This is a genomic window from Lachnospiraceae bacterium (assembly GCA_022794035.1).
In the GTDB taxonomy this organism is placed as follows: Bacteria; Bacillota; Clostridia; order Lachnospirales; family Bianqueaceae; genus CALWPV01.
In genome coordinates this window covers 220,771-246,760 of sequence record JAAWDX010000007.1, presented here as the reverse complement: position 1 = coordinate 246,760, position 25,990 = coordinate 220,771, and the positions used below count along the sequence as shown (strand labels likewise).

The window sequence follows — 25,990 nt, the reverse complement described above, 5'->3', positions numbered from 1 at the left end:
AAATGATATCTAAAGAGGAAATGCAGCAGGTTTTAGACTATGCGCAGGCGAAGGGCGCGGAATTTAGCGAGCTGTTTTTGGAGGATCGGTCGGATCAGGAGGTGCAGTGCGCCAAGCAGCAGATTCAGGGAATTAAAAATCTGAGGATATATGGTGCAGGGCTGCGGCTTTTGCAGGGGACGCAGGAGGTGTATACCTACTCTAGTGAAGTGAGCCTGAGGGGCTTGATGACACTGGCAGAGGAAGCGCTGGCGCTGCTTGCAGGCGGGGCAGAGAGCAAGGGAAAGGGAAAAGCGCTGAAAAGGATGGAGGGAGTGAATCCGAATCCGGTACGGCTGGAGGTAAATGCCAGTGGTGTGCAAAAAAAGATCCGGATTGCAAAAGCAGCGGAGCGGGCAGCGACCGGTGCAGGCGTGCCGCTGCTCTCACAGCGGGTGGTCTATAGCGATACGGATCAGAGAGTATGGATTGCGAATAGCGAGGGGGTACTGGCGGCTGACCGGCGCGTCAGCACAAGAGCGAGGGTCTATTATACAGTGGGAGATGAAAAGGGAGGCCTGTATGAATGGGCTGATTTTGTAAAGCCCTGCGGGATGGAGGCCTGGGAGACGGATGAATGGGAGCTGTTTATCCGGGAGAGGTTAAGATCCAGCTATGCATCCCTGAAGGCAGAGCCGTTAAAATCAGGAAATATGCCGGTGGTTTTAGAGGCGGGAGATTGCGGAGCCTTATGGCATGAATGCTGCGGTCATACGCTGGAGGCCGCTGCAATTGCGGCCGGCAGCAGCGATTTTATTGGCAGGCTTGGCCAGCAGGTTGCGAGCAGCAAGGTGGCGCTGATTGACGATGGAACGCTGCCGGGGCTGTACGGCTCGTCAGCGTTTGATGATGAGGGCCATCCGCGCCAGCGTAATATACTGATTGAGAAGGGCGTGCTGAAAACGTATCTATGCGATCGGCTGCATGGGCAGATGATTGGGATGCGCAGCAATGGCTGCGGCCGGCGGCAAGATTATACCTATGCGCCTACCTCCCGCATGAGCAATACCTATCTGGCGCCCGGGACGGATGATGAGGAAGAGATGATCCGTTCGCTGGGGGAGGGGCTGTATGTGAAGCGGCTGGGCGGCGGCAGCGGCGGTCAGATCTTTTCGCTGATCTGCCGCGAGGCCTATTTGATTAAAAACGGACAGATTGACAGACCGGTTAGAAACTGCATGATTACGGGAAATGGCATGGAGGTTATGAAAAAAATCGATCGGGTCGGTTCAAAGATAGAGACAGAATACGGAAGTTTTTGCGGCGCGGCATCCGGACTGGTGAATGTTACTTCCTTTCAGCCGCGGGTGCGGATTGCAGAGATGATCGTAGGAGGAGAAGGCTGATGGAAATAAGAGAAAAATATGTGCAGTATTTAAAAGAGCAAAAAGGAAAAGGGCTTTGGGAAGTAAACGGAGAGACTAAAGAGCATATAAGCGTGGTTTATCAGCAGGGAAAGCTGGTGAGCAGCGGAGCAGATCATCAAACAGTGCTTTATGCGCGTGCGGGCGAGAAGGCTATGGGCTATGCCGTGAGTCAGTGCATTGAGGAGGAGCCGGAGGCGCTTTTACAGCAGGCAGCGCAAAATGCAGAGGCCTTGCAGGCGGAGGCAGGCGAGGCGGAGCGTACACCGGCGCCGAGCCAGGGAGCAGTGATATCGGACGAGCCGAAACAGTCATTAAGCCGGGCTGAGGTGCTTAGAGACGCAGTTCAGCAGGTGGAGGCGAGGATTCCGTCTGAGAAAAAGTCGGCTGGGCTATACGAGATGATCCATACGCAGTGGGTTGTCAACCAGAGGGGCCTAAACCGGCAGTTCAGCAGGCGCCGGGCCGAGCTTTCCATAGAGGCAGACGGCAAAGGGTATATTGTCAGCGCGCCGAGTGTGGAGGAGCTGGATATATCAGAGGTACTAGCCGAGATAGAGGAGAATAAAAAAATTCAGCGCCAACCGGTGATCTGCGAGGCAGGTACATACCGAGCGGTGCTGAGCAGTGATGTGGTCGCCAATTTTTGGATTACGGCGTGGCAGATGTTTAGCGGACGGGAGTATGCTGCAGGCAGCAGTGCACTGCAGGGCAGGCTCTCGCAGAAAATTGCGTCGGAGAAGGTGACGCTTCAGGATCTTCCGGCTTTGCCGGGAAGCGGCTATGCATTTCCGTTTGACTGTGAGGGCAGCGAGGGAATCGCAGTGGATCTGGTCCGGGACGGACGGTTTTGCGGGTTGATGCATAATCTGGAAACTGCGCAAAAGCTGCAGGCGGCCTCAACGGGCAATGCCGGCCGGACAATTGGCCTGGTAAAGGGGAGCGATATCGTGGTAACGCCCAAGAATTTTGTGATGCAGCCGGGGCAGGCGTCTATGGAGAGGCTTTTGAGCGAGCTGGGAGATGGACTGTATGTCTATAGTGCATGGGATCAGTTCCATGCCGTGAATACGGCCTCTGGTGAATTTAGCTTTCCGTGCAATGCGGCGGTGATTCGCGGCGGCGTGCAGCAGGGAACGGCGTATGGCATGACGATGAATGGAAATATACGCGATTTGCTGCAGCATGTGGAGATGGTGGGCAATAGGCTTTGTTATCTGCCGCTGCTGATGCATGAGGCTTATCAGGTGGCGGCGCCTGCGCTGCTTGTTAGTGAGCTGAGCGTTAGCGGGAACCAAGCAGCGAGCCGTAAGGAAGAATAAAGCGCATTGCCTGAGGGCAAATCTCGATGTGCAGGGAGGTGAAGGAGGAGATTTCTCCGTCGATACAGACATAGAGAGGAGTAGTAGAAGAGAGTGAGAGCTGCCGGCACTGCCGGTAGGTGACTAGGCCTGTTTGCATTTGGGGGATGAGATAGCTGCCGGAGCGGTAAGAGGGAAGAAGCGAGATGAATCGCAGGCGGGATAGCAGCCGGACGGCGGCCAGATCAAGAAGGCCGTCATCGGGGCGGGCCTGCGGCGAGGAGTGGAAGCCGCCGCCGCAGAAGCGGCCGTTTGCGATGGTGCAGAGCAGGAAGTCTCCACAAAAGGTTTCTTTGCCGTCAAGTTCAAATTGAAGTGCAGAGCCCATTTTGTGGCAGAATTGTTGTAGTGCGCCGGCAGCATAAGCAAGCGGCCCTTTGAGCAGGGGCTTCTTTTTGAGCTGACTGGCGGCAAGAGCAGCATTGCAGTCAAACCCGATATTGACCATATTGACGGCGTATTGTTCATTAATTCGAATGAGGTCGATGAGGATGGGTGAGCCGGCGACTTGGGCGGGCACCTGACGGAAAAACTCTGCATTTTGAAAGCTGCGGATGAAGTCGTTGCCGGTGCCGGCCGGAAGAATACCGACAGATACATGAGGATGGCCGATGGCGCCGCAGATGACCTCGTTCAGAGTGCCGTCGCCGCCGCAGGCGTAAAATCGCAGCTCTTCCTGGCTCTCGGTAGCGGTCTTGCGTACATAGGCGGTGATATCGCCTACGCCGGTGCTGGTGTAGATTGTGTAAGGCGCAGGAGAGTCGGAGAAGCATTGGTGAATCAGCGGTATGTAATCAAGGGCGCGGCCCTGTCCGGCGGCCGGATTAAGGATAAAATAATGATGCATGCGCAGCTCCTTTCAGGATGCGGAATGTGTTTAGATGCTTAGATTATGGGGAAGGAGCGTGCATTTGTCAATGCACAAATCCATAAAAGAGAAATAAAAAGATATTGACATACGTATATATGTATGCTATGATGGTATTCGCTTCAAGATATGCGCGGATGTGGCGGAATTGGCAGACGCAGCAGACTCAAAATCTGCCGGTGGTGACATCGTGGGGGTTCGAGTCCCTTCATCCGCATGAAATAAGCCAACCGATTTTAATATAAAGTCGGTTGGCTTTCTCTTTGTCTGAGAATCCCTATTTAGGGGTTTTTGCATAATTAAGGCTAAACCGAAAGACATGGGGATGCATGGTCAAGTCCACGCAGGATACCCCATTGCCAGAAATTCCTCTTTTAATATGGCGTAGTTTAACTTATCATGCATTTCAGCATTTAGATAAACAGATCTTCTTTCCCTTCCTTCTAAAACAAAACCGCATTTACCTAAAAGCTTCTGGGCGCCGATATTGAGATCCAGGGTGTTTGCAGTTATTCTCTCCATGCCCAAATATAAGAATCCGTAATGCAGCATGAGCATGACTGCCTGTCTGCCATACCCCTTAGAACGATATTCTATCTTGGACATGCCTATACCAACACTACATTTACGATTCACTCTGTCAATGTTCTGTAAGGCAACGTCACCGATCACGGTTCCGTCGTTTTGGAAAATTCCCAGCCGAATATGCCTGTTTCCCTGTAGCTTTTGTATTTCATCAAACCAATCATCCGCCTTTTCATCAGAATGGCCTATATTAAATTCCTCTGTGGGATTAGCAAAGTCATATTCAAAATCATTCCATATCGTCCTGCAATTTTCCCGGCTTAATGTTGCCAGATAGATGTCGGTTTCCTGTAGTTTCATATTTTTCTCCTTGAATCCAGTGCTGCACTGATATTTTTCATATTTTATCATACAACTGCCCTTAAAGTAAATGCCGCCGCAATATTCTTATGGAGAAAAGAGGAACCCTCTGTTTAGGATCTGCATAAAATACATAAACAGAGGATAGGAGTATTGTATTGGTGTGAACAGATCATTATTTGGCGCGAATGCCAGAGGGTCGCTTCTTTCAGTGCTGCGCAGCAGCGCGCAGGCGGTGGCAAGTATCAGCGGCAGTGAAGGCAGTCCGAACATATCAGGCAGCGTATGGTTTTATCAAACCGGCAGAGGCGTGATTGTATACGCACAGATCAGCGGTCTGCCGCATTCTGCCAGTCCCTGCCAGAAGCCCGTATTTGGATTTCATATTCATGAAGGGGGCGCCTGCAGCGGGAATGAAGAGGATCCATTCGCAGATGCCGGAGGGCACTATAATCCGGCAGAATGTGAGCATCCTGATCATGCGGGAGATTTGCCGCCGTTATTCGGAAATGAAGGCTTTGCCCTTTCTGTATTTTTAACGGACCGGTTTTCTGTGGACGAGATTATTGGCAGGACGGTGATTATCCATGATCATCCTGACGATTTTACAACGCAGCCATCCGGAAATTCCGGCAAGAAAATAGCCTGCGGAGTGATTCAGAGGGGAAGAGGCTACTGGTAACAGAGAGGAGGGCGTACTGCCGGTGTTAGATTGGCAGTACACTCTCCTTTTTGCTTGTGAAATCCCAGCTTAAAATAAAAAGGAAGCGGGTTGACAAATGACGCAGAGATGGTATACTAAGATAAATAAAATCTTTTATAAAAGACATACTTTTAGTGCGGGAAGAGAGGTAATGGTAATGGCAGACATGATGCTTCAACAGGTAATGACGGCGCCCGGAGAGATTATATTTCAGGAAATTCCGGTTCCTGCGCCGCAAGCGGGACAGGTTCTGATTCGGATTCAGATGATTGGGGTATGCGGAAGCGATATCCATGTATATCATGGAAAACATCCTTTCACCTCCTATCCTGTTACACAGGGGCATGAAGTTTCAGGAGAGATTGCGGCCTTAGGAGAAGGCGTGCAGGGATTTCAGATTGGACAGAAGGTGACGATAGAGCCCCAGGTTTTCTGCGGGAGCTGCTACCCTTGTACCCATGGCAAGTATAACCTCTGTGAGGAGCTTAAGGTGATGGGCTTTCAGACTACGGGGACGGCATCTACCTATTTTGCTGTTGAGGCATCTAAGGTGACACCGATTCCGGATAGCCTGCCTTATGAAGAAGGAGCTATGCTGGAGCCTCTGGCAGTGGCGGTCCATGCCGTGAAGCGGTTTGGAGAGATCAAAGGAAAAGCGGTAGCCGTGCTGGGGGCAGGGCCGATTGGTAATTTGGTGGCACAGGCTGCGAAAGGTATGGGAGCTGAAAAGGTTCTGATTACGGATATCAGCGATTATCGTCTGGAGCTTGCCGAGAGATGCGGCGCCGATTATGCAGTGAATACCTCTAAAGTAGATTTTGATACAGCCTTAAAAGAAGCATTCGGCCCGGATAAAGCGGATGTGATCTATGACTGTGCGGGTACGGATGTCACGATGAATCAGGCAATTCAATGCGCACGGAAGGGTAGCACGATCATTTTGGTGGCCGTTTTTGCCGGCATGGCTAAGGTAGATTTAGCGGTTTTGAATGATCATGAGCTGGATTTAAACACCAGCATGATGTACCGGCATGAGGACTATTTGACGGCAATTCAGATGGTCAGCGAAGGCAGAGTTCAGCTGCGTCCTCTAATGACAAAGACATTTTCTTTCCGGCAGTATCAGGAGGCCTATCAGTACATCGATGCGCATAGGGAAACCACAATGAAGGTCTTGATCAACGTTCAGGATCAATGAAGATGAAAGAAACGGTTAAAGGAGAAGGCCGGCGAGAAACACGGATTCGGATGGCCCGGTATATTTTTGAGCATAAAGCAGCCTCCAGACAGGAGCTTTCGGGCGCGTTGGAGCTGAGCATGCCCACGGTATTTCAGTATGTCAACGATTTGATGAACCGGGGACTTGTGATAGAAGCAGGAGAGTATAATTCTACCGGCGGGCGAAAGGCTAAAATGCTGCGGCTCCAAGCAGGAATTTACAGTGCGCTGGGGGTTGAAATCAGCCGCCGGCATGTGCGGATGGTTCTGGTGGATCTTTCAGGAACGCTTTTAGAAAGAAAAAGCCTTGTTCTTGGCTATGAAAATACTTCTGAATATTATGAAGCACTGGGACAGGCCATCGAGGCCTTTGTACAGGAGCAAAAAGCGGCAGCAGGGCTGCTGGGAGTGGGAATGTCGATACCAGGCATTTTAGATCTGGAAGCAGGGCTGCTTCGTCAATCCCATGCGCTGGGCGCAAAAAATGTCGGCTTAAAAAGCTTTTCCCGGTATATTCCATTTCCGGTATATTTTGAAAATGACGCTAACAATGCCGCCTGTGCGGAGCTGGAGGGAAAGACAAAGGATACGGTCTATCTTTCCCTGAATGATACCGTTGGCGGAGCCATTTTTCTGGCCTCTCAGCTTTATAGGGGAGACAATTATAAAAGCGCCGAATTTGGCCATATGATGATTGTTCCGGGAGGCCGTCGCTGTTACTGCGGCAAGGAAGGGTGTTTAGACCCTTATTGTTCTGCGCAGGTGCTCAGAGACCCGCAGGATCAGAGTCTGGAGCGCTTTTTTGATCGGCTCAGGCAGGGGGAGGAAGGTGCGAAGGCTCTTTGGGACGAATACGCAGGACATCTGACCATTGCCATTGATAGCTTGCGGACGATTTTTGACTGTGATATTGTACTGGGCGGCGATGTGGGAGGTTATTTGGCCCCCTGGCTTCCCGAGCTGGAGGATCGGCTTCGAAAGTATAATAATGTGGATACGGATATTTCTTTTCTTCGCGTAGGCAAATTCTGCAGGGAAAGCTCCGTTGTTGGCGCGGCCAGACAGGTCATGAGCCACTATATTGATACGATTGATTAAAATAAAAGGAATTGAAAAGAGGTAATCTATGAAAAACTATATTCATGAAAGACGCCCTGCTTCTCAGAATCCGGCAGTGGAAAAACAGTATGATGTCGTGATCGTAGGAGGCGGAATGAGCGGACTATGTGCGGCCATTGCATCTGCCCGTCATGGAGCCAAAACAGCCCTGATTCAGGACCGGAGCGTATATGGCGGAAATGCCAGCTCGGAAATGAGAATGCATATATCAGGCGCTTCTTGCCATTGGGGCAAAAAAAATGCAGCTGAAACGGGTATTTTGATGGAGCTTCAGTTGGAAAACAAGCACTTAAACGACAGCTATAATTATTCGATCTGGGATGGTGTTCTTTGGTCAGCTGTCCGTTCTACTGACAATTTGGACAGCTATCCCAATACGACGATGGACCGGGTGATTGCGGAGGAAAATCATGTGCAGGCGGTAGAATGCTACCAGATGACAACGGAGATCCGCTACCGCTTTACGGCTGATGTTTTTGTTGATGCTACCGGGCATGGAACCTTAGGCTATTTTGCCGGAGCTGAATACAGTATCGGACGTGAGGATAAAAAAGCCTATCAGGAGGCAGAGGCGCCTGAGACGCAGGATGGGGAGACCATGGGCAATACGATTTATTTCTGTGCCAGAGATGTGGGGCATCCTGTTAAATTTGTGAAGCCGGACTGGGCTTACAGCTTTGATGAAAGCTTTTTTAAGCATCGCTATCACGGAGATATCGTTGTCTATCATGATGCTGACGATGTGGTAGTACTCCGACCGGATGAGGACTATGAGGATCATGCGGATCAGCTGGTAGAAAAATATGATGTGGAGTCAGGCTATTGGTGGATTGAATTAGGCGGTGACTGGGATGATATTATCCAATCCGCTGAGGATATTCGCTGGGAGCTCTATAAAACGATTTATGGTGTTTGGGATCATATTAAAAACGGCGGCGATCACGGGGCGGAAAATTATGAACTGGTATGGGTCGGCAATCTTCCCGGCACAAGAGAGAGCCGGCGTCTTGCCGGTGAATATAACCTCACGGCCAACGATATTTTGGCGAACCGCGTGTTTTCGGATGCGGTGGCCTATGGCGGCTGGCCGATGGATGAGCATGTGGCCGGAGGATTTGCGGCTAAAGGCAGTATCCCTTCTCGTGTCAGAAGCTTTCCGGGACTTTATACGATTCCGTATCGCAGCTACTGCGCCAAGGGCTTTGACAATCTGATGATGGCAGGGCGGGATATTGGTGCGACTAAGCTGGCTATGGGCTCAACAAGAGTGATGGCTACCTGCGCTGTGGGCGGCCAAGCGGTAGGCACGGCTGCTGCCATGGCCTCAGAAAAGGGATGTACACCAGCTGCGCTGGGAGAGCAGTATATCAAGGAGCTGCAGCAGGCCCTCTTGAAGGATGACTGCTATATTCCCGGATACCGCAATGAAGACCCGGCAGATATGGCGCGGAAGGCTGTTGTAACGGCTACTTCCTGCCGTGCAGGCTGTGAACCGGAAAAGGTGATCAATGGGATTGCGCGCAATGAGGAGGATACGGTGAATCTGTGGCAGTCGGAGGGGATCGGTGCTGAGGGTGAAACGCTGTGCCTGAAGCTGGAGGAGGTAAAGCCGATCCGCGAAATCAGGCTGACCTTTGATCCGAATCTTTCTGAGGAGCGGTGCATTTCTGTTTCTAAAGCTTTTTTGGATAAGGAACCGACTGGCCCGGCTAAGGAGCTGGTGCGCGACTATACGGTTACGGTTTATTCTGGCGGGCGAGAGAGCTGGCGCAGGGACGTGTCTGGCAATTATCAGCGCCTGAATGTGCTTTCTCTTCCGGAAGGGATTCAGGGGGATGAGGTGCGGATCTGCATCACGGCAACGAATGGGGATGAGGATGCGCGCGTGTTTGAAGTTCGTATTTATTGATATGCATGGCCGGCAGTCTAAATGGAAGATTGCCGGCCGTATTGCGTATAGAATTGACAAGCCGGGCGCAGGTGGGTATAATAAAGCGCATAGGTCAAACAAGATGTTTCTTGCCTAACCATCTTGCCAATAAAAAACAAGGAGAATATGATGATGAAAATTAAACAGGAAATCCAGGAATTAAAAATTCTGCTTCGGAGCGTCCCGGCGGGGGTGATGACTTTATTTGCTCTTTCCGTGATTATGATGAATCTGCTGGCCAATAAGAGTATTGATTTGCCGGTGGACTGGCTGGCTCTGGACTGCGGGATTATTGTTTCTTGGATTTCTTTTTTGTCAATGGATGTGATCACTAAGCATTTTGGCGCCAAGGCGGCAACAGAGCTTTCGCTGATTGCGGTTTTTTTTAATCTGCTTGCCTGTCTAATCTTTTATATAGCGGGGCATATCCCGGGGATGTGGGGAGAAGCCTATGCAGGGGGGAGCGAGGCTTTGATCAATGGCGCGCTGGATCATACGATTGCCGGTACATGGTATGTGCTGCTGGGCAGTACGGCTGCTTTTATGGTTTCTGCCGTTGTGAATAACGGGGTCAATGCGGTGATCGGAAGACTTCTTCGCAATAGGGAAAACGGGTTTAGCGCTTATGCACTGCGCAGCTATATTTCCACAGCGCTTGGACAGTTTACGGATAATCTGGTTTTTGCACTGCTGGTCAGCCATTTCTTTTTTGACTGGTCATTGCTGCAATGCATCACCTGCTCTGTGACGGGAATGGTAGCAGAGCTGTTTTGTGAAGTAGTGTTTTCACCGGCCGGCTTTGTCATCTGTAAAAGATGGAGGAAGGATCAAGTGGGAGAGTCATATCTTGCACTGCGAAAGCGGAAAGGAGAGGGTGCGGCATGAGAGTGTTAATTACCGGAACAGCTAGCGGCATTGGCCGGGCCATTGCGCAGAAATTTTTAAACGAGGGGCATGCGGTGTTTGGCATGGACCGGCTGGCAGGGACGATCCAGCACGCTATGTATACTCATTATGAAACGGATATCTTTAAGGGAAAGCTGCCTCAGCTGCCGCCGGTAGAAATCTTGATTAACAATGCGGGCGTGCAAAATTCGGGCGAGGATATTGATATCAATCTGAAAGGATCCATGCGGATCACCGAGGCCTATGCCATGCAGGAGGCGATTCACAGTGTTTTATTTATTGCTTCTGCTAGTGCGCTTACGGGTGCTGAATTTCCCGAATATGTCGCAAGCAAGGGAGGAATGGTATCCTATATGAAGAGCACAGCGCTGCGTGTGGCTAAGTTTGGCGCAACGGCTAATAGCCTGTCGCCGGGAGGCGTTTTAACGGATCTGAATCAGCATATTATTGAAGATCCGGCGCTCTGGCAGGCGGTCATGAAGGAAACACTGCTGCCTAAATGGGCGGCTCCGGAGGAAATTGCAGAATGGGCCTATTTTGTGACTGTATGCAATCGTTCTATGACGGCGCAGGATATTTTGATTGATAACGGAGAAGCTGCCAAGGCTAATTTTATATGGTGAGATAGGTATAGAATGGAAAAGGCAGGCAATACTAATCTTCAAAAGCAGTGAAATAAGGAGGTTAGTTAGTATGTTTAAACATGAAAAAATGCTGTTTCACCCTGTGGCGGTCGAAAGACCGAATCCTCAGTATGCAGCGCTGCTGCAGGAGCAGCTTGGCGGCGCAAACGGCGAATTAAAGGCGGCCATGCAGTATATGTCGCAGAGCTTTCGGATCAAGGATATGAAGATCAAGGATCTGTTTCTGGATATTGCTGCAGAAGAGCTGGGGCATATGGAAATGGTAGCGCAGACAATCAATCTTTTGAATGGTCATGATGTGGAGGCAGCGGCAGTGCCTGCCGGTGAAGTGCAGTCCCATGTACTGCTGGGGCTCAATCCTGGTCTAATCAATGCGTCGGGATATTCATGGACCGGAGATTATGTTACGGTAACCGGAGATTTATGCGCTGATCTGTTGTCCAATATCGCATCGGAACAGCGGGCAAAGGTCGTGTATGAATACCTGTACCGTCAAATCGAGGATAAAAAAGTAAGAGAGACAATCGATTTTCTTCTGAACAGGGAAGAGGCACATAATGCCATGTTTAGGGAAGCTTTCAATCAGGTGCAGGATACGGGATCCAACCGTGATTTCGGAACGACAAAAGCAGCAAAAATGTACTTTAGTATGTCGGAGCCATCTCCTCAAAATACGCCTTTTCCAAACACAGAGGTTAAGCCTCCTAAATTTCAATAAAGACAGCCGCCGGCTGATCCTAAGTCAATGTAATAGGGATCGGCCGGCATCTTTTATCCTTGGCGGCTCTTGATAATTTTTATTGTCAAATAGTGGATTTTTGTGAGCAAAGTGTTTATAATAAAACGAGTATGCACAATACGGTTTTAAAATCAGAAAAGGAATTCATATGCGCACATACACATATCAAACAAGCCGCAAGGCATGTTACTTAGGCAGTATCATTCAAGCGATTACCGTGAATGTACCGCCGGTATTTTTTATTATTTTTCAGGATCGGTATCAAGTAAGCTATGCACAGCTCGGCAGCTTAGTGCTGCTTACCTTTGCCGTCCAGATTGTTGTGGACTTGATACTGGCACAAACGGCACGCTTTTTCAAAACGCGTACGCTGCTGATGGCGGCAGGCATCTGCAGTTTCATTGGCTATGGCCTGCTGGCGCTGTCTCCGGATTTGTTTCCGGATCATGTGTTTATCGGTCTGCTGATTGCGGCGCTGATTTATTCTACCGGCTCCGGCCTGATTGAAGTAATGGTAAGTCCTGTGATCGATGCGCTGCCTAATGAAGATAAGGGCTCGTCCATGGCGTTTCTGCATTCGTTTTATTGCTGGGGACAGCTGGGAGCGGTGCTGCTCACAACTGGATTTTTGCTTTTTCTGGGTCAAGAAAATTGGCGCTGGATTTTGCTTTTCTGGATGATTTTCCCTGCGCTGGATATCTATTTGTTTGCCAGAGTTCCCCTGCCGCAGATGCAAACGGGAGAGGGAGCGGGCGGCATTAAAAAGCTGCTTTCTATGAAGCTGTTTTGGGCGGCGATGATGATTATGATTGCGGCAGGCGCCTCCGAGCTTGCCATGTCGCAGTGGGCGTCTCTGTTTGCGCAGAAAGGGCTGGGCCTTAATAAAACGCTGGGCGATCTGGCAGGTCCTGGTTTTTTTGCGCTCTTGATGGGAACAGGCCGCGTGTTTTATGGCATAAAAGGCGACCGCCTTCGTATGAGCCGTGCGCTCATGCTCTCCGCACTTTTATGTATTGGCGGATATCTTTTGACGATCCTGTCGCCACAGCCGCTACTGTCTCTGCTGGGCTGCGGATTGTGCGGCCTTTCGGTGAGTATTATGTGGCCTGGCACGCTTGTGATTGCCAGCAAAGCTATTCCGGCCGGCGGTACAGCCCTTTTTGCCCTGCTGGCGCTGGGCGGCGATGTGGGCTGTTCTCTTGGACCGTGGCTTACAGGGCTTGTATCTGATGCTCTGCAAAAGACAAATCTTGCGCAAAGCTTTAGCCTTTCGGTAGATCAGCTGGCGCTGCGAGGCGGCCTGCTCTGCGCGATTATCTTTCCTGCGCTGTTACTGATTTTCACTCCTATTTTGACCAAAAAGAAAGGAAGAGCTCATGAATCCTAAAGTGCTTTTAGTAGATGGCCATTCCATTGCCAACCGGGCTTTTTACGGCGTACCGCTGCTCACCAATTCAAAGGGCGTTTACACCAATGCGCTGCATGGTTTTTTTAATATCCTCTGGAAGGTAATCGAGCAGGAAAAGCCAGAATATCTAGGCATTGCCTTTGATCTCAAAACGCCGACCTTCCGTCATGAACTGTATGCAGACTATAAGGGAACGCGCGCCGGCATGCCGCCGGAGCTGCGCGAGCAGATTCCCCTTCTGATGGACATGCTGCAAAAGGCCGGCATTGCGCTGCTTACGAAGGAAGGATACGAAGCAGATGACGTGCTTGGAACGATCGGAAAGGAGGCCTCCGCGGCCGGCCAAGAGGTCATGATTCTCTCCGGCGATCGCGATCTGCTGCAGCTGGTGGATGAGCATATCACGCTGCTCATTCCCAAGACCAAAAAGGGCGGGACGGAGACAGAGGTTTATCACGAAGCAGAGGTGGAAGAAAAATATGGCGTCAGCCCTGCCGGATATCTGCAGATGAAGGCTCTGATGGGAGATCCGTCCGACAACATTCCCGGCGTACCGTCCATCGGCGAGAAGACAGCCGCCAAAATCATTCAGGCATATGGCACAGTGGAAAACGCCATTGCCCATGCCGACGAAATCAAGCCGCCGCGTGCTGCGCAGAATTTGCAGGAATTTAAAGAGCAGGCGCGCATGAGCCTTGTTTTGGCTACGATTTGCACCGATTGTAATCAGCCCGGCAAAGCCGGAAAATTGACGCAGCAGAGCTTTGCAACGCCATCGTTCATTGATGCGTTAAAAGAATATGAGCTCAAAAGCCTGCTGCAGCGAGTGTTGCAAAGAGTACCGGAGGAGGCGGACGCTGCCAAGGAGGAGTCAAGGCCGGCAGCTGATTTTACAGCAGTAAAAAACGCGGCAGAGCTTCAGCAAATCATGGAGAAAGAGAGCGGAGCGCTTACCCTGATGCTTTGGCCTGAGGGCTTTGCCGCCGCCGCAAGAGGAAGGGAGCTATGCTTTGCAGAGCTGGGGGCAGATCAGGTATTAGAGGCCCTGCGGCCTTTACTGACATCGCCGCAGATTCCTAAAATCACGTTTGATGTGAAGGAGCTATACAAAGAGCTGCTGCCGCGCCGGATTGAAATGCAGGGACCTGTGCTGGATGTGCTGCTGGCTGCCTATTTGCTCAATCCTTCTAAAGAGGAGTATGCACCGGATGAGCTTTCTAAATTATATCTGGATGAGCTGGCGCCGTCGGAGACAGAAATTTTAGGAAGCGGCGTCAAACGGCTGACATGGCAGCAGGTGCCGGGTGATAAAAGAGCTGCTTATATGACCGGTGTGACGCGCATCCTAAGCCGCATTGCAGAGCCCATGCAGCAGGAGCTGAAAGAGAAAAGCATGGAGAGCCTGTATGAGACGATTGAAAGGCCGCTGGCCGAGGTGCTGGCTTCCATGGAGCTCTGGGGGATTGCAGTGGATCTGGAAGTTTTAGAGAGCATCGGCAAGTTTTTAACAAAGGAAATTCAGACGCTGCAGGAAGAGATCTGGCAGCTGGCAGGAGAACCGTTTAACATCAATTCACCTAAGCAGCTGGGAACTGTTTTATTTGAAAGGCTGGGACTGCCGGCGGGCAAGAAAACAAAATCCGGATATTCAACCTCGGCAGAGGTGCTGGAAAAGCTAAAATGGGAGCATCCGATCATAGCAAAGGTGCTGATGTACAGGCAGCTGACAAAGCTGGAGTCCACCTATGTAGAGGGACTGAAGGCGTTTGTGGTGGACGGCCGGATCCACTCTAAATTTAAACAGGCTGTTACGGCGACAGGACGTCTTTCCAGTACGGATCCCAATCTGCAGAACATTCCCATTCGCATGGATCTGGGCAGGCAGCTGCGCAAAGCATTTGTCCCCAGCGGACCAGAATATTGCTTTATGGACGCAGATTATTCACAGATTGAGCTGCGCCTGCTGGCGCATATGTCAGGCGATGAAAAGATGATCGAAGCCTATCGTTCAGGAGCAGATATTCACCGGATGACGGCATCACAGGTGATGCAGATTCCCTTTGATGAGGTAACGCCTGAGCAGCGCAGCAGCGCTAAGGCTGTTAATTTTGGCATCATTTATGGCATGGGGGCCTTTTCGCTCAGCGATGATCTGGGCATTTCAAAGAAAGAGGCTTCTGCATATATTGAAAATTATTTCGCACAATATCCTAAGGTACGCGGCTTTTTGGAGGGCTGTGTTTCCTTTGCCAAGCAGCATGGCTATGGGCAGACGCTTTTTGGCCGCCGGCGCAACATTGAGGAGCTTAAGGCTTCTAATTTCAATCAGCGGTCCTTTGGCGAGCGCGTGGCTAAAAATATGCCGATTCAAGGCAGCGCCGCCGATATTATTAAGATTGCGATGGTGCAGGTGTACCGGCGCTTGAAGGAAGAAGGGCTGCGCAGCCGTCTGATTGTACAGGTGCATGATGAGCTTTTGATCGAGGTATACCGCCCGGAGGCGGATAGGGTAAAGCAGATCTTAGAAGAAGAAATGCAGGGGGCTGCTGATCTGGCAGTGCCGCTTTTGATTGATGTGCATATGGGAGAGAACTGGTATGAAGCCAAATAAACGCGTTCTTGGCATCACAGGTACGATTGCTTCCGGCAAGAGTACGGTTTCCCGATATCTGGAGCAGAGGCATCACATCCCGAGAATAGATGCCGATCGGGTCGGACATGCTGTATTAGAGGAAAAAAAGGAAGAGCTGATGGCTGCATTTGGAAAAGAAATTTTAGAAGAAGGCAAGGTCAGCCGGCCGCGGCTGGGAGCGATCGTGTTTGCGGACCCTGCTAAGCTGCAGCAGCTGAATCAGATCATGCATCCAGCAATCTGCGCGCATATTGAGGCCTGGATCAGAGAAACGCAGGCGCCGATCCTGGCGGTAGAGGCCATTGAACTGCTTCGTTCGGAGATCAAGGATATGGTCGATGAGATCTGGGTCGTGTATGCGGATCCGGAGATTAGAATGAAGCGCATGATGCAGGAGAGAGGCCTGTCAGAAGAAGAAGCGCGTAAAAGGGTGCAGAGCCAGTGGGATGATGCGCAGTACCGAAAGGCTGCGGACTGTGTGATCTGCGGAAATGGTACTTTAGAAGATTTATATCGACAATGTGATCAGAAAGTAAACGATGAATAAAAGGATAGTATGTATTGTATGGGCGCTTTGCCTGCTGCTTGCCGGCTGCAGCCGGGAGAATACACCCCCGGCAGAGAATTCGGTGCCGGATCAGCCGAAGCAGGAAAGCAGCGGGGTGACAGAAGAGGAGGAAGCGGGGCAAAAGCCAGCGCTGCTATATCCGGCAGAGGGCGGGGAGCTGCGCCTGGCAATCCAGAATCCGGCATCGCTGCTGCCATGGCAGGTAAGCGATGAGCAGACAGGTAAGCTGCTGCTGCTGATTTATAGCCCGCTGATGAATCAAAGTGAGGATGGCAGGCTGCAGCCATGTCTGGCAGAGAGCTGGAGCTGGTCAGAGGATCAGAGTCAGCTGACGATCCAGCTGAGGCAGGATGTGCATTTTCATGATGGGCAGAGACTGACGGCAAGCGATGTTGTGTACAGCATTCAGCAGCTGCAGTCGGCAAGCAATGTGTTCCGCTCTGCTGTGAGCGGTATTGCGCATGCGGAAGCTGTGGATGAAGGCTGTGTACGGCTTCAATTTGCGGCCCCTGGCCGGATGCAGGAGGAAACGCTGGTGTTCCCGATTGTCCCTTGGGGATATGAGGAGGCGCTTGTTCCGGTGGGCACAGGTCCGTATCAGTATGATCAGACGGAGCCGATGCGAGAGATGAAGCTGAAGCGGTATGAGGCGTATTTTGGAGATAAGCCGTATATTACGGAGATAACGGTGTATTTTGTGCGGGATGGTAAGGCTGTGGAGCAGTGCTTTGAGACCACACGGACTAATCTCATGCAGACGAATCATTTTGAGTGGGGGACTTATGCCAATCAAAAGAATTTGACGCTGCACCGCTTTGAGAGCTATGAGACTTTGTATTTAGAATTTAATCGTCAGGGAGCGTTTGGCGCCTCGCTGTCTAACCGGCAAAAGGTGGCATATGCGATTGACGCGTCGCATGTGCTGCGGGATGCATATTGGGGGCGGGGAAATGTGACAGAAACGCTGCTGCGGCCAGCGAGCTGGTATCAGGGGCATACGACGAAGGAGTATGAGTATGATGCAGAGAAGGCGCAGAGCATTCCGGCTCAGACTACAGATCAGATCAAGCTTTTGTATGACAGCAGAGATTTGGTGCAGACCGCGGCGGCGGAAACGATCCGTGAGCAGCTGACGGAGGCTGGGCTTACCGTGACGCTTACGACAGCGGGATATTATGATATTGCGCTTAAAAGGGAGCAGATGACGCTTGTGAAGATAGCGGAGAAATTGGGCAGGGCTGAGCTTCTGCAGGCGGCGTTCACAGAAGAGGAGATCAGCAGCGCCGCAGCGCAGCTGGATGCCTTCATGACGGAGGAGCTGCCAGTCTATAATTTGTTTTTCCTGACGCAGACATCGGTCACGGGATATGGGATCAAAGGGATGATGACACCGAATGACTGGAATGTGTTTTTGGGGATTGAGGATCTGTATATGAAAGGGACGGCGGCATCATGAGCTACTGGAAAAGCAGAGGACTCAGAGGCAGCGCATTTGAGGAGCTGCTGAACATGACCAATGAGGCGTATCGCAAAGAGGGGTTGGCTCTGATCCAGAAGATCCCAACGCCGATTAAGCCGATTGAGATTGATCAGGAAAAACGCGTGATCAAACTGGCCTATTTTGAGCAGAAAAGTACGGTGGATTATATTGGCGTGATGGGGAGTATTCCGATTTGCTTTGACGCCAAGGAGTGCGGCAAAAAGAGCCTGCCATTTTCTAATATTCATCCACATCAGGTGGCCTTTATGAAGGATTTTGATAAGCAGGGAGGCTTGGCCTTTCTGCTGGTACATTTTACGGTATACCATGAATATTATCTGCTGCCGGTGGAAACGCTGGCGGCGTATTATGAACATAGAGAAGAGACCGGACGCGCATCGGTCCCTTATCAGGCATTTCAGCGAGAGCTGATGATTCCGGAGACGGAGGGAGCGGTTTTAAACTATTTGGCAGCAGCCCTGAAATATGGTAAAATGAAGGCTAAAGGTGAAACATTTGTATGAACCGGCAGAAATTTGGAAGCAGGGTAAGAAAACTACTTGTCAAAAGGCCGGAAATTTAGTATAGTATGCGCCGGAGAAATCTACGGCAGCGAGGGAGGAAGGGAAATTGACAAACTATAAAATCGTAGTCGATGCTATGGGCGGCGATTATGCGCCGCAGGCGCCGGTCGGAGGCGCTCTTTTGGCGCTGTCTCAGTGTCCGGAGCTATCGATTGTACTCACGGGAAATGAAGAAGCTATCCAAAAGGAGTTGGCCGGAAAACAGTATGATTCGCAGCGGCTTATGATTCACCCGACGACAGAGGTGGTAGAAAATGAAGAGCATTCACCAGTGGAAGCGATCCGAAAGAAAAAGGATTCTTCGATGGTGGTTGCGCTGAAAATGCTCAAGCAGCAGGAAGTGGACGGTTTTGTTTCGGCAGGTAATACAGGGGCCGTTCTTTCGGGCGCCACGCTTTTGGTCGGCAGGATTGCGGGCGTGCAGCGGCCGGCGCTGACAGTGGCGCTGCCAACAGGGGAGCTTCCGACTCTGGTGCTGGATGTAGGCGCGAATATGGATAGCAAGCCTGGGTATCTGGTGCAGTTTGCCAGGATGTGTCAGATTTATTTTCGCAAGCAATACGGCGTTGCGCAGCCTAAGGTGGGCCTTTTAAATGTGGGCGTAGAACCGGGAAAGGGAAATGCGCTGGTGAAGGAAGTGTACGAGCTGCTGAGGCAGGAAGAGGACATGAATTTTATCGGCAATGTAGAGGCGCGCGAGGTCATGAGCGGCGATGTGCATATTGTTGTTACCGATGGGTTTGCCGGCAACGTACTGCTGAAAAATACCGAAGGGGTCGTAAGCTTTATTTTGAAGAAAATGAAAAAAGAGCTTTATTCCAGTCTGCGTACCAAGCTCGGAGCGCTGCTGATTAAGCCGGCACTGCTTAAATTGAAAAATGATCTGGATCCGAGAGCGGTGGGAGGCACGCCCATGCTGGGAGTTGATGGCGCTGTGATCAAGGCGCACGGCAACTCTAACGATGTAGCGATTGCCAATGCCATACGGCAGTGCCTTACCTTTATTGATTCCGGTGTGAATGATGAAATCAGGGCTAAGCTGAAAAAAGAGTCCAAATCACGCGAAGGCGTTTAAAACAGGAGGAAAGTATGAGCACAGACGAGCTAAGTATTGTTCGCCAGATTATTGCAGAGGAGATGGAGATCAATCCGGAAGACATTACAGAAGAGATGTCTCTGGAAGAGGATCTGGAAATGGACAGCACTTCTATTTTGCAGGTGCTGATGGCCTGTGAGGTTGAGTTCAATGTAGAATATGACCCGGAGGATATTCGGCAAATCAAAACGGTAGAGGATATTTTAAAAAGTTTGTCTGAATGGTGATGAAAGAGGAGGAGACGTGTGAGACAGATGATTTCAGATGAGCGGTTGACAGAATTTGAACATATTATCGCTTATTCTTTTCGTCAGCGCCGATGGCTTCGTCAGGCGCTGACACATTCTTCTTATAGCCGGGAACAAAAAAAGACGCCGGATTATGAGCGGCTTGAATTTTTAGGAGATGCAGTGCTGGAGCTATGCACCTCTCAGATGCTATTTGAAAAATATGACTGGCCGGAAGGTAAATTGACCAAGACTAGAGCGAAAATCGTATGCGAGGCTTCTTTGTCTTACATAGCCAAAACACTTTCTTTTGGTGAATTTATCGTGATGAATTATGGAGAAGAAAAAACAGGCGGACGCGAGCGGCCTTCTATTTTGTGCGACGTGGTGGAGGCTGTCATCGGAGCCGTATATCTGGACGGCGGTATGGAGGAAGCGAGGGCGCTGATTGAACGGATTTTATACAGCAGGCTGGAAGAAATACCCGATGAACGCCAGTTTGATTTTAAGTCAACGCTGCAGGAGCTTTTGCAAGGAAAAGGAAAAGAAAAACCGACCTACCGTGTGATTGCAGAGGAAGGACCGCCGCATGACAGAACCTTTGTCAGCGAGTTATGGCTTGAAGGCAGGCCGATCTGCCAGGGAGAAGGAAAGAGCAAAAAGGAAGCGGCGCAGCGGGCGGCTGAGAAGGCGCTGGCCATGTGGAAATCTTAAAGGAGACGGTCTGAAAATAGAATGGAATTAAAACGTGTAGAGATCATGGGCTTTAAGTCCTTTCCGGAAAAAATTCAGGTAGAGTTTGGAAAGGGAATTACTGCCATTGTGGGCCCTAATGGAAGCGGAAAGAGTAATATATCAGATGCTGTGCGCTGGGTATTGGGAGAACAGAGCGCTAAAACACTGCGCGGCGCCAAAATGGAGGATGTTATCTTTGCCGGAACAGAGCGCAGAAAGCCCGTTAATTTTGCGCAGGTGACGCTGGTATTAGATAATCATGATAAAAAAATGGCCGTTGATTTCAATGAAGTGGCCATCAGCCGCCGCGTATACCGCTCAGGAGAGAGTGAATATACGATCAACGGCGGGCGCTGCCGGCTTAGGGATGTGCAGGAAATGCTGATGGATACGGGAATCGGCAAAGATGGCTACAGCGTCATCGGGCAGGGACAGATTGATCAGCTTTTAAGCAGCAAGCCTCAGGACCGGCGGATGATTTTTGAAGAAGCTGCCGGTATTGTGAAATATAAAAGCAGAAAAGAACAGGCAGAGAAGCAGTTAGCGGAGGAAGCGGATAATCTGAGCCGCGTACAGGATATTCTGGAGGAGCTGACCTCAAGACTGGAGCCCTTGGAGAAACAGGCCGAAACAGCTGAGACATACCTGAGTCTAAAAGAGGAGCTGAAAACCTACGAGGTGGCTTCCTTTTTGGGAGAATATCAGGAGCTGCAAGGGCAGTATGAGCGGGTCAGCAGGCTGCTGGAGGAGCTGAGCGAACAGATTGAAGGATCTAGAAAGGATCAGCAGCAGGCGAAGGAGCGCTCTGAGCAGTACGCCAAGGAAGCAGATGAAGCGCGCAAAGGCTTGACAGTGCTTTATGAGGAGCATAATCAGCTTCGGCTGCAAAAGGAAAGCAATGAGGGCGACAAGCGCGTGATGCTGCAGCAGGCAGAAGGCAATGAAAAGGAAATTGATTCACTGCAGCAGCGGTTAGAGGATGTTAAGCAGCGTATGAGCAGCCGCATTGAAACAGTAAAAAAAGAAGAGATAAAGCTGCAGCAGCTGGAAGCGCAGACAGCCAAGGAGGAGAACGAGCAGAAGGCCTTTTTAGAGCTTTTGGGCAAAAAGGAAGAGGAGCAGCAGCAGCTCACAAGTGCTTATGACGAGGTTAAAAACCGCGTGTCATCTTTAGAGCAGGAGCTCAGTATGCTGCGCGCGCAGGCAGAGCGTCATGCCCTTGTTTTGGAACAGGACCTCTCACAGCAGGAGCAAATAGACCATAAAGGCGCTGAACTAAGCCAGCAAATGCAGGAACAGAACCGGCAAATAGAGGATGAGCGCAAAAAGCAGGAGGAAGCAGTGCAGGCTGCAGCGAGGGCACTGCAGGAAGAGCAGGAGCTAAGCACACAGACCGAGCAGATGCGCCAGACAATCCGCGAAAAGCAGAAGCAGCAGGAAAGTCTGATTCTGCAGATGAGAGAACTCCAAGGGCGTATGAAATGGCTGCAGGATATGGAGAGCGATTATGAAGGCTTCAGCGGCAGCGTAAAGGCTGTTATGCAGCTAAAAAAACAAGATCCAAACCGATATCAGACGGTACATGGTACAGTAGCAGATATTCTGCAGGTGCCGGGAGAATATACGCTGGCAATTGAAATTGCATTGGGAGCTGCCATTCAAAATATTATTGTGCAGGATACGAAGGCTGCAAAAGAGCTGATTGAAATGCTGCGCAGCACCAAGCGGGGAAGAGCTACATTTTTGCCGCTCGATAGCGTAACAGCGCGCAGCCCCATCCAAAATGAAAGCGTGATCAAAGCGATGAAAGGAGTGTGCGGCTTTGCCCACGAGCTGGTAGAGTACGCCCCAGTCTATCAAAAGATTATTTCCCGGCAGCTCAGTAATGTCGTGGTAGCGGAAGACTTTGAAAGCGCTTCTCAGGTATCGCGCCGGTATGGAAATGCAGTGCGCGTTGTTACGCTAAAAGGGGATATCTTTAATATTGGAGGCTCGATTACAGGTGGCAGTACAACGGCAAAAGCCGGCGGTATCCTAAGCCGAAAGGACGAGATTAAGCGCCTGCAGCAGCAGTTAACTGCGAAAAGAGAAGAAGGCAGAGTACTGCAGGCAGAGGTTTCGGCCTTGTCAGAGCAGCGCCAGAATATGAGTCTTAAACTAGAGAAAAAACAAAATGAAAGACAGGCTGCAGAGCAAAACCGCATGCAGGGGGAGCAGAGGCTGCAGCAATTATCCTTCATTTTGCAGCATATGCAGGCGCAAATGGAAGAGACAGAGCAAAGCAGAAAAGAGCTAACGATCTCCAAGGAGCAGCATGAAAAACAAGAGCGGCAGAGCCGCAAACAGCTGACGGAGCTTGAGGAAAGCCAAGAGCAGCTAAGGCAGGAGGCAGAAACAGCACAGCATGCCGTAGAAGTGCTCAGCGCTCAAATTGAGGCTGAAAAGGGCGAGCTATCTCAAAAGAAAATTGCGCTGGCAGGACTTAGGCAGCAGCAGCAGTTTATGCAGCGAACAGTGGACTGGGAGTCACAGGAAATCGAGAATCTGGCGCAGGAGGCCGATGCGATTCTGGAGGACAGCCAGCAGCGCAGAGAACAGGTAGAGGCAGCTCACAAACAGATTGATCAGATTGAGCAGCAGCAGACGCAGCTGGAAAAAGAGATTGAAGAGAAAGCAGCGCAAATGAAGCAGCTGGAAGCGCAAAGAGCGGAAAAGGATCGGCGCCGGGATGAGAGCATTAAAGAGGCAGAAGAGACACTGCGAAGCTTCAGCGCTCTAGAAAAAGAACAGGTTCGTTTAGAGAATCAGGCTGCTAGAGCGAAAAAGGATCTTAATGATCTGCAGGATCGTATATGGGAAGAATACGAGCTAACCTATGGCGCGGCAAAAGCGCTGAGTGAAAAAAATGGTCAGCAGGATCTGGGAAGCCAGACGGCAATGAAAAAACGGGTTTCACAGCTAAAGGAAGCCATCCGGCGGTTAGGGAACGTCAATGTGGATGCGATCGAGGAGCTGTTGGCGCTGCGAGAACGATGCACATTTTTAAATCAGCAAAGAGACGATATTGCACAGTCAGAGGCGAGTCTGCGCGAGGTAATCGAGCAGCTGACGCAAAAGATGGAGGAACAGTTTATTAAAGGCTTTTCTGCGATTGCCAAAACCTTTAATGAGGTATTTCAGAAATTGTTTGGCGGCGGACAGGGCATTCTGCGGCTGGGAGAAGGAGAAAATGCGCTGGAAGCCGGCATCGAGATCATTGCACAGCCTCCCGGAAAGAAGCTGCAGAGCATGATGCTGCTCTCCGGCGGCGAGAGGGCTCTTACAGCCATTTCCCTTTTGTTTGCAATCCATCAGCTAAATCCGGCGCCATTTTGCATTTTGGATGAGATCGAGGCTGCGCTGGATGATGCCAATGTAGGGCGGTATGCTGATTATTTAAAAGAGATGTGCGAGCATACACAGTTTATTATCATTACACACCGCAAAGGAACGATGGAAGCAGCAGATACCATGTATGGAGTGACGATGGAGGAAAAAGGCGTATCGAAGTGTATATCTGTTCAATTTGCAGAGGCGCAGGCCTAGAAGGGAGAAGGCAATGGGGTTATTTAGTGCATTAAAAAAGGGCTTGGAGAAGACGCGCAGCAGTCTGATCAGCAATATTGAAACTGTATTTGGATCCTATGAAGAAATTGATGAGGATTTCTATGAGGAACTGGAAGAATCTCTGATTCTGGCAGATATGGGGATGGAAACGGCAGTTCAGGTGGTGGATAACATAAGAAAAAAGGCAAAGGAGCAGCGCCTGCAAAAAACAGAAGAGGTCTATGAGCTGTTTAAGGATGAGATCTGCCGGATTTTAGAAACTGCAAATCCCGACATCGTGGTAAAGGGAATGACCAATGTCATCTTGGTGATCGGCGTCAATGGAGCCGGCAAGACTACGAGTATTGGCAAAATGGCATATCAGCTAAAGCAGGATGGACACCATGTGATCTTGGCGGCGGCAGATACCTTCAGGGCGGCTGCCATTGATCAGCTCAAGGTATGGGCAGATCGTGCAGGCGTAGAGATTGTCTGCCATGCCGAGGGCTCCGATCCAGGGGCTGTGGTGTATGATGCTGCAGACATCACGCATGCCAGATGGGCGGATGTACTCATCTGCGATACGGCCGGTCGGCTGCACAATAAGAAAAATTTGATGGAAGAGCTGCGCAAGCTTGGGCGTATTCTGGAAAGAGAATTTCCGACGGCCCATCGAGAGGTTTTATTGGTGCTGGATGCCGCCACAGGGCAAAATGCGCTTAGTCAGGCCAAGCTGTTTGCAGAGGTAGCGCCTATTACCGGAATCGTTCTCACAAAGCTGGACGGAACGGCTAAGGGCGGCGTTGTGATCGGAATTATGAATGAACTGGGGATTCCGGTTAAATACGTAGGCGTAGGAGAGGGGATCGAGGATCTGCGTCCCTTTGATGCACGCGAATTTGCAGAAGCGCTTTTTGCAGTAGAAGAAAATTAAAAAATGTCGGAATTTGATGGAATATGTCAAATTCCGACATCTTTTTACATATGAGGTTCTGGTAAGCCGTCTGATCATTTTTTATAATAAGGGCATCTTTTGCGCTATGCGCATAAATGGCGGAGGTCAAGATGCCAAGAGAAGCAAGACAGAGACGGGAACAGGGAATGCATCACGTGGTGGTGCAGGGCCGGCGGCTGGAGGCCGTGTTTGCTTTGGAGGAGGATAAGGAGCTGTATTTGGAAACGCTGCTGCGGTATAAAGAAAAGACAGGGATGCAGCTTTATGCATACTGCATTTTGGAGAATCATGCCCATATGGTGCTGCAGGAAGCCAATGGAGAGGATGTTTCTAATTTTATGCGCCGGGTCGGAGTCAGCTATGTATACTGGTACCGCAAACAGCATCCGCAGTGGCCGGCAGGACGGGAGCTTTTTCGCGGGCGGTATATGAGCGAGCCGATTGAGTCGCAGCAGCAGCTCTTAGAGACGGTACGTTATATTCATCAGGAGCCGGTGAGGCTGGGGCTGGTAAAGGAAGCGGCGGCGTATCTGTGGAGCAGCGATCGGCTGTATCGGGAGCGCGGCAGCTTTATTGACAGCCGCCGGCTGCTGGATAGCCTGCATTTTAGCGGCGGATATTTAGCGTATATGGAAGCAGAGACAAATAAAGACAGTTTTTTAGAAGAAGTCCCTTTAAAATATGGGCGCAGTGATGACGAGGCTAAACAACTGATTGGCCAAGAGCTTGCAAGTATGCAAGTTGCGGATTTGGCGGAGCTGGAAGAGGAGGAGCTAAGAAATTTTTTAAGACGAATGAGGAAAGAAGAAGAGATCAGTATTCAGCAGCTTGCCAGAGTGACAGGCATCCATCGCGGCAAAATTCAAAGACTATGAGATTCGTGTAAATGCGTATTGAAATCTCCTTTAAAAAGTGGTATGATAGTTTATAATTTGATACAATGC

At 50.5% G+C, this 25,990-nt stretch carries 22 protein-coding genes and 1 tRNA gene; 21 read left to right on the top strand and 2 right to left on the bottom strand.

Going from position 1 to position 25,990, the window contains the following annotated elements; genetic code table 11:
• Positions 1-2 precede the first annotated feature (2 nt).
• Positions 3-1,385, top strand: a complete 1,383-nt coding sequence (locus tag HFE64_07435; GenBank protein MCI8633293.1) for a TldD/PmbA family protein — start codon at positions 3-5, stop codon at positions 1,383-1,385.
• A complete protein-coding gene (locus HFE64_07430) occupies positions 1,385-2,725 on the top strand; it encodes a TldD/PmbA family protein (GenBank protein MCI8633292.1) in 1,341 nt (446 codons plus the stop codon). The genes HFE64_07435 and HFE64_07430 overlap by 1 nt, the downstream gene beginning before the upstream one ends.
• On the opposite strand, the gene HFE64_07425 is transcribed toward HFE64_07430, so the two are convergent.
• The gene (locus HFE64_07425) at positions 2,688-3,611 is read right to left on the bottom strand and encodes a YegS/Rv2252/BmrU family lipid kinase (protein MCI8633291.1); all 924 of its coding nucleotides are present in this window, start codon (positions 3,609-3,611) and stop codon (positions 2,688-2,690) included. The two genes, HFE64_07430 and HFE64_07425, sit on opposite strands and share 38 nt — an antisense overlap.
• Positions 3,612-3,765: 154 nt before the next feature.
• Here HFE64_07425 and HFE64_07420 point away from each other — a divergent pair.
• Positions 3,766-3,849: transfer RNA gene (locus HFE64_07420), tRNA-Leu, on the top strand.
• Positions 3,850-3,965: 116 nt separating this feature from the next.
• Here HFE64_07420 and HFE64_07415 read toward each other — a convergent pair.
• Positions 3,966-4,568, bottom strand: coding sequence for a GNAT family N-acetyltransferase (locus tag HFE64_07415; protein ID MCI8633290.1), 603 nt, complete (start codon positions 4,566-4,568; stop codon positions 3,966-3,968).
• A 112-nt stretch (positions 4,569-4,680) separates the two neighbouring features.
• On the opposite strand from HFE64_07415, the gene HFE64_07410 reads away from it, so the two are divergent.
• From HFE64_07410 to HFE64_07325, 18 genes are all read left to right on the top strand, one after another.
• The gene (locus HFE64_07410; protein MCI8633289.1) at positions 4,681-5,199 is read left to right on the top strand and encodes a superoxide dismutase family protein; all 519 of its coding nucleotides are present in this window, start codon (positions 4,681-4,683) and stop codon (positions 5,197-5,199) included.
• Positions 5,200-5,389: 190 nt separating this feature from the next.
• A complete protein-coding gene (locus HFE64_07405; GenBank protein ID MCI8633288.1) occupies positions 5,390-6,418 on the top strand; it encodes an alcohol dehydrogenase catalytic domain-containing protein in 1,029 nt (342 codons plus the stop codon).
• A 2-nt stretch (positions 6,419-6,420) separates the two neighbouring features.
• The gene (locus HFE64_07400; protein ID MCI8633287.1) at positions 6,421-7,536 is read left to right on the top strand and encodes an ROK family protein; all 1,116 of its coding nucleotides are present in this window, start codon (positions 6,421-6,423) and stop codon (positions 7,534-7,536) included.
• Positions 7,537-7,564: 28 nt separating this feature from the next.
• Positions 7,565-9,466: an FAD-dependent oxidoreductase gene (locus tag HFE64_07395; protein MCI8633286.1), complete on the top strand. Its 1,902-nt coding sequence runs from the start codon at positions 7,565-7,567 to the stop codon at positions 9,464-9,466.
• A gap of 150 nt (positions 9,467-9,616) precedes the next feature.
• On the top strand, positions 9,617-10,372 hold the full coding sequence (locus tag HFE64_07390) for a VUT family protein (protein ID MCI8633285.1): 756 nt from the start codon (positions 9,617-9,619) through the stop codon (positions 10,370-10,372).
• On the top strand, positions 10,369-11,016 hold the full coding sequence (locus tag HFE64_07385; protein MCI8633284.1) for an SDR family oxidoreductase: 648 nt from the start codon (positions 10,369-10,371) through the stop codon (positions 11,014-11,016). Before HFE64_07390 ends, HFE64_07385 begins: the two co-directional genes overlap by 4 nt.
• 70 nt (positions 11,017-11,086) lie before the next feature.
• Complete coding sequence (locus tag HFE64_07380) at positions 11,087-11,755, top strand: manganese catalase family protein (protein ID MCI8633283.1); 669 nt, start codon at positions 11,087-11,089, stop codon at positions 11,753-11,755.
• 169 nt (positions 11,756-11,924) lie between these two features.
• Positions 11,925-13,163: an MFS transporter gene (locus HFE64_07375; GenBank protein MCI8633282.1), complete on the top strand. Its 1,239-nt coding sequence runs from the start codon at positions 11,925-11,927 to the stop codon at positions 13,161-13,163.
• Positions 13,153-15,795, top strand: coding sequence for a DNA polymerase I (gene polA, locus HFE64_07370; protein MCI8633281.1), 2,643 nt, complete (start codon positions 13,153-13,155; stop codon positions 15,793-15,795). Before HFE64_07375 ends, polA begins: the two co-directional genes overlap by 11 nt.
• Entirely contained in the window at positions 15,782-16,363 is a 582-nt protein-coding gene (locus HFE64_07365; GenBank protein ID MCI8633280.1) for a dephospho-CoA kinase, read from the top strand. The genes polA and HFE64_07365 overlap by 14 nt, the downstream gene beginning before the upstream one ends.
• Complete coding sequence (locus HFE64_07360; GenBank protein MCI8633279.1) at positions 16,356-17,840, top strand: ABC transporter substrate-binding protein; 1,485 nt, start codon at positions 16,356-16,358, stop codon at positions 17,838-17,840. The genes HFE64_07365 and HFE64_07360 overlap by 8 nt, the downstream gene beginning before the upstream one ends.
• Positions 17,837-18,388 (top strand): Holliday junction resolvase RecU, encoded by a 552-nt coding sequence (locus tag HFE64_07355; protein ID MCI8633278.1) that lies wholly within the window; start codon positions 17,837-17,839, stop codon positions 18,386-18,388. Before HFE64_07360 ends, HFE64_07355 begins: the two co-directional genes overlap by 4 nt.
• A gap of 136 nt (positions 18,389-18,524) precedes the next feature.
• Entirely contained in the window at positions 18,525-19,523 is a 999-nt protein-coding gene (plsX, locus tag HFE64_07350) for a phosphate acyltransferase PlsX (protein ID MCI8633277.1), read from the top strand.
• Between the two features lie 14 nt (positions 19,524-19,537).
• Entirely contained in the window at positions 19,538-19,771 is a 234-nt protein-coding gene (locus HFE64_07345; GenBank protein ID MCI8633276.1) for an acyl carrier protein, read from the top strand.
• A 27-nt stretch (positions 19,772-19,798) separates the two neighbouring features.
• Positions 19,799-20,485: a ribonuclease III gene (gene rnc, locus HFE64_07340; GenBank protein MCI8633275.1), complete on the top strand. Its 687-nt coding sequence runs from the start codon at positions 19,799-19,801 to the stop codon at positions 20,483-20,485.
• Between the two features lie 21 nt (positions 20,486-20,506).
• A complete protein-coding gene (gene smc / locus HFE64_07335; GenBank protein ID MCI8633274.1) occupies positions 20,507-24,091 on the top strand; it encodes a chromosome segregation protein SMC in 3,585 nt (1,194 codons plus the stop codon).
• A 13-nt stretch (positions 24,092-24,104) separates the two neighbouring features.
• Complete coding sequence (gene ftsY, locus HFE64_07330) at positions 24,105-25,025, top strand: signal recognition particle-docking protein FtsY (GenBank protein ID MCI8633273.1); 921 nt, start codon at positions 24,105-24,107, stop codon at positions 25,023-25,025.
• 131 nt (positions 25,026-25,156) lie between these two features.
• On the top strand, positions 25,157-25,921 hold the full coding sequence (locus HFE64_07325) for a hypothetical protein (GenBank protein ID MCI8633272.1): 765 nt from the start codon (positions 25,157-25,159) through the stop codon (positions 25,919-25,921).
• The last annotated feature ends 69 nt before the right edge of the window (positions 25,922-25,990 follow it).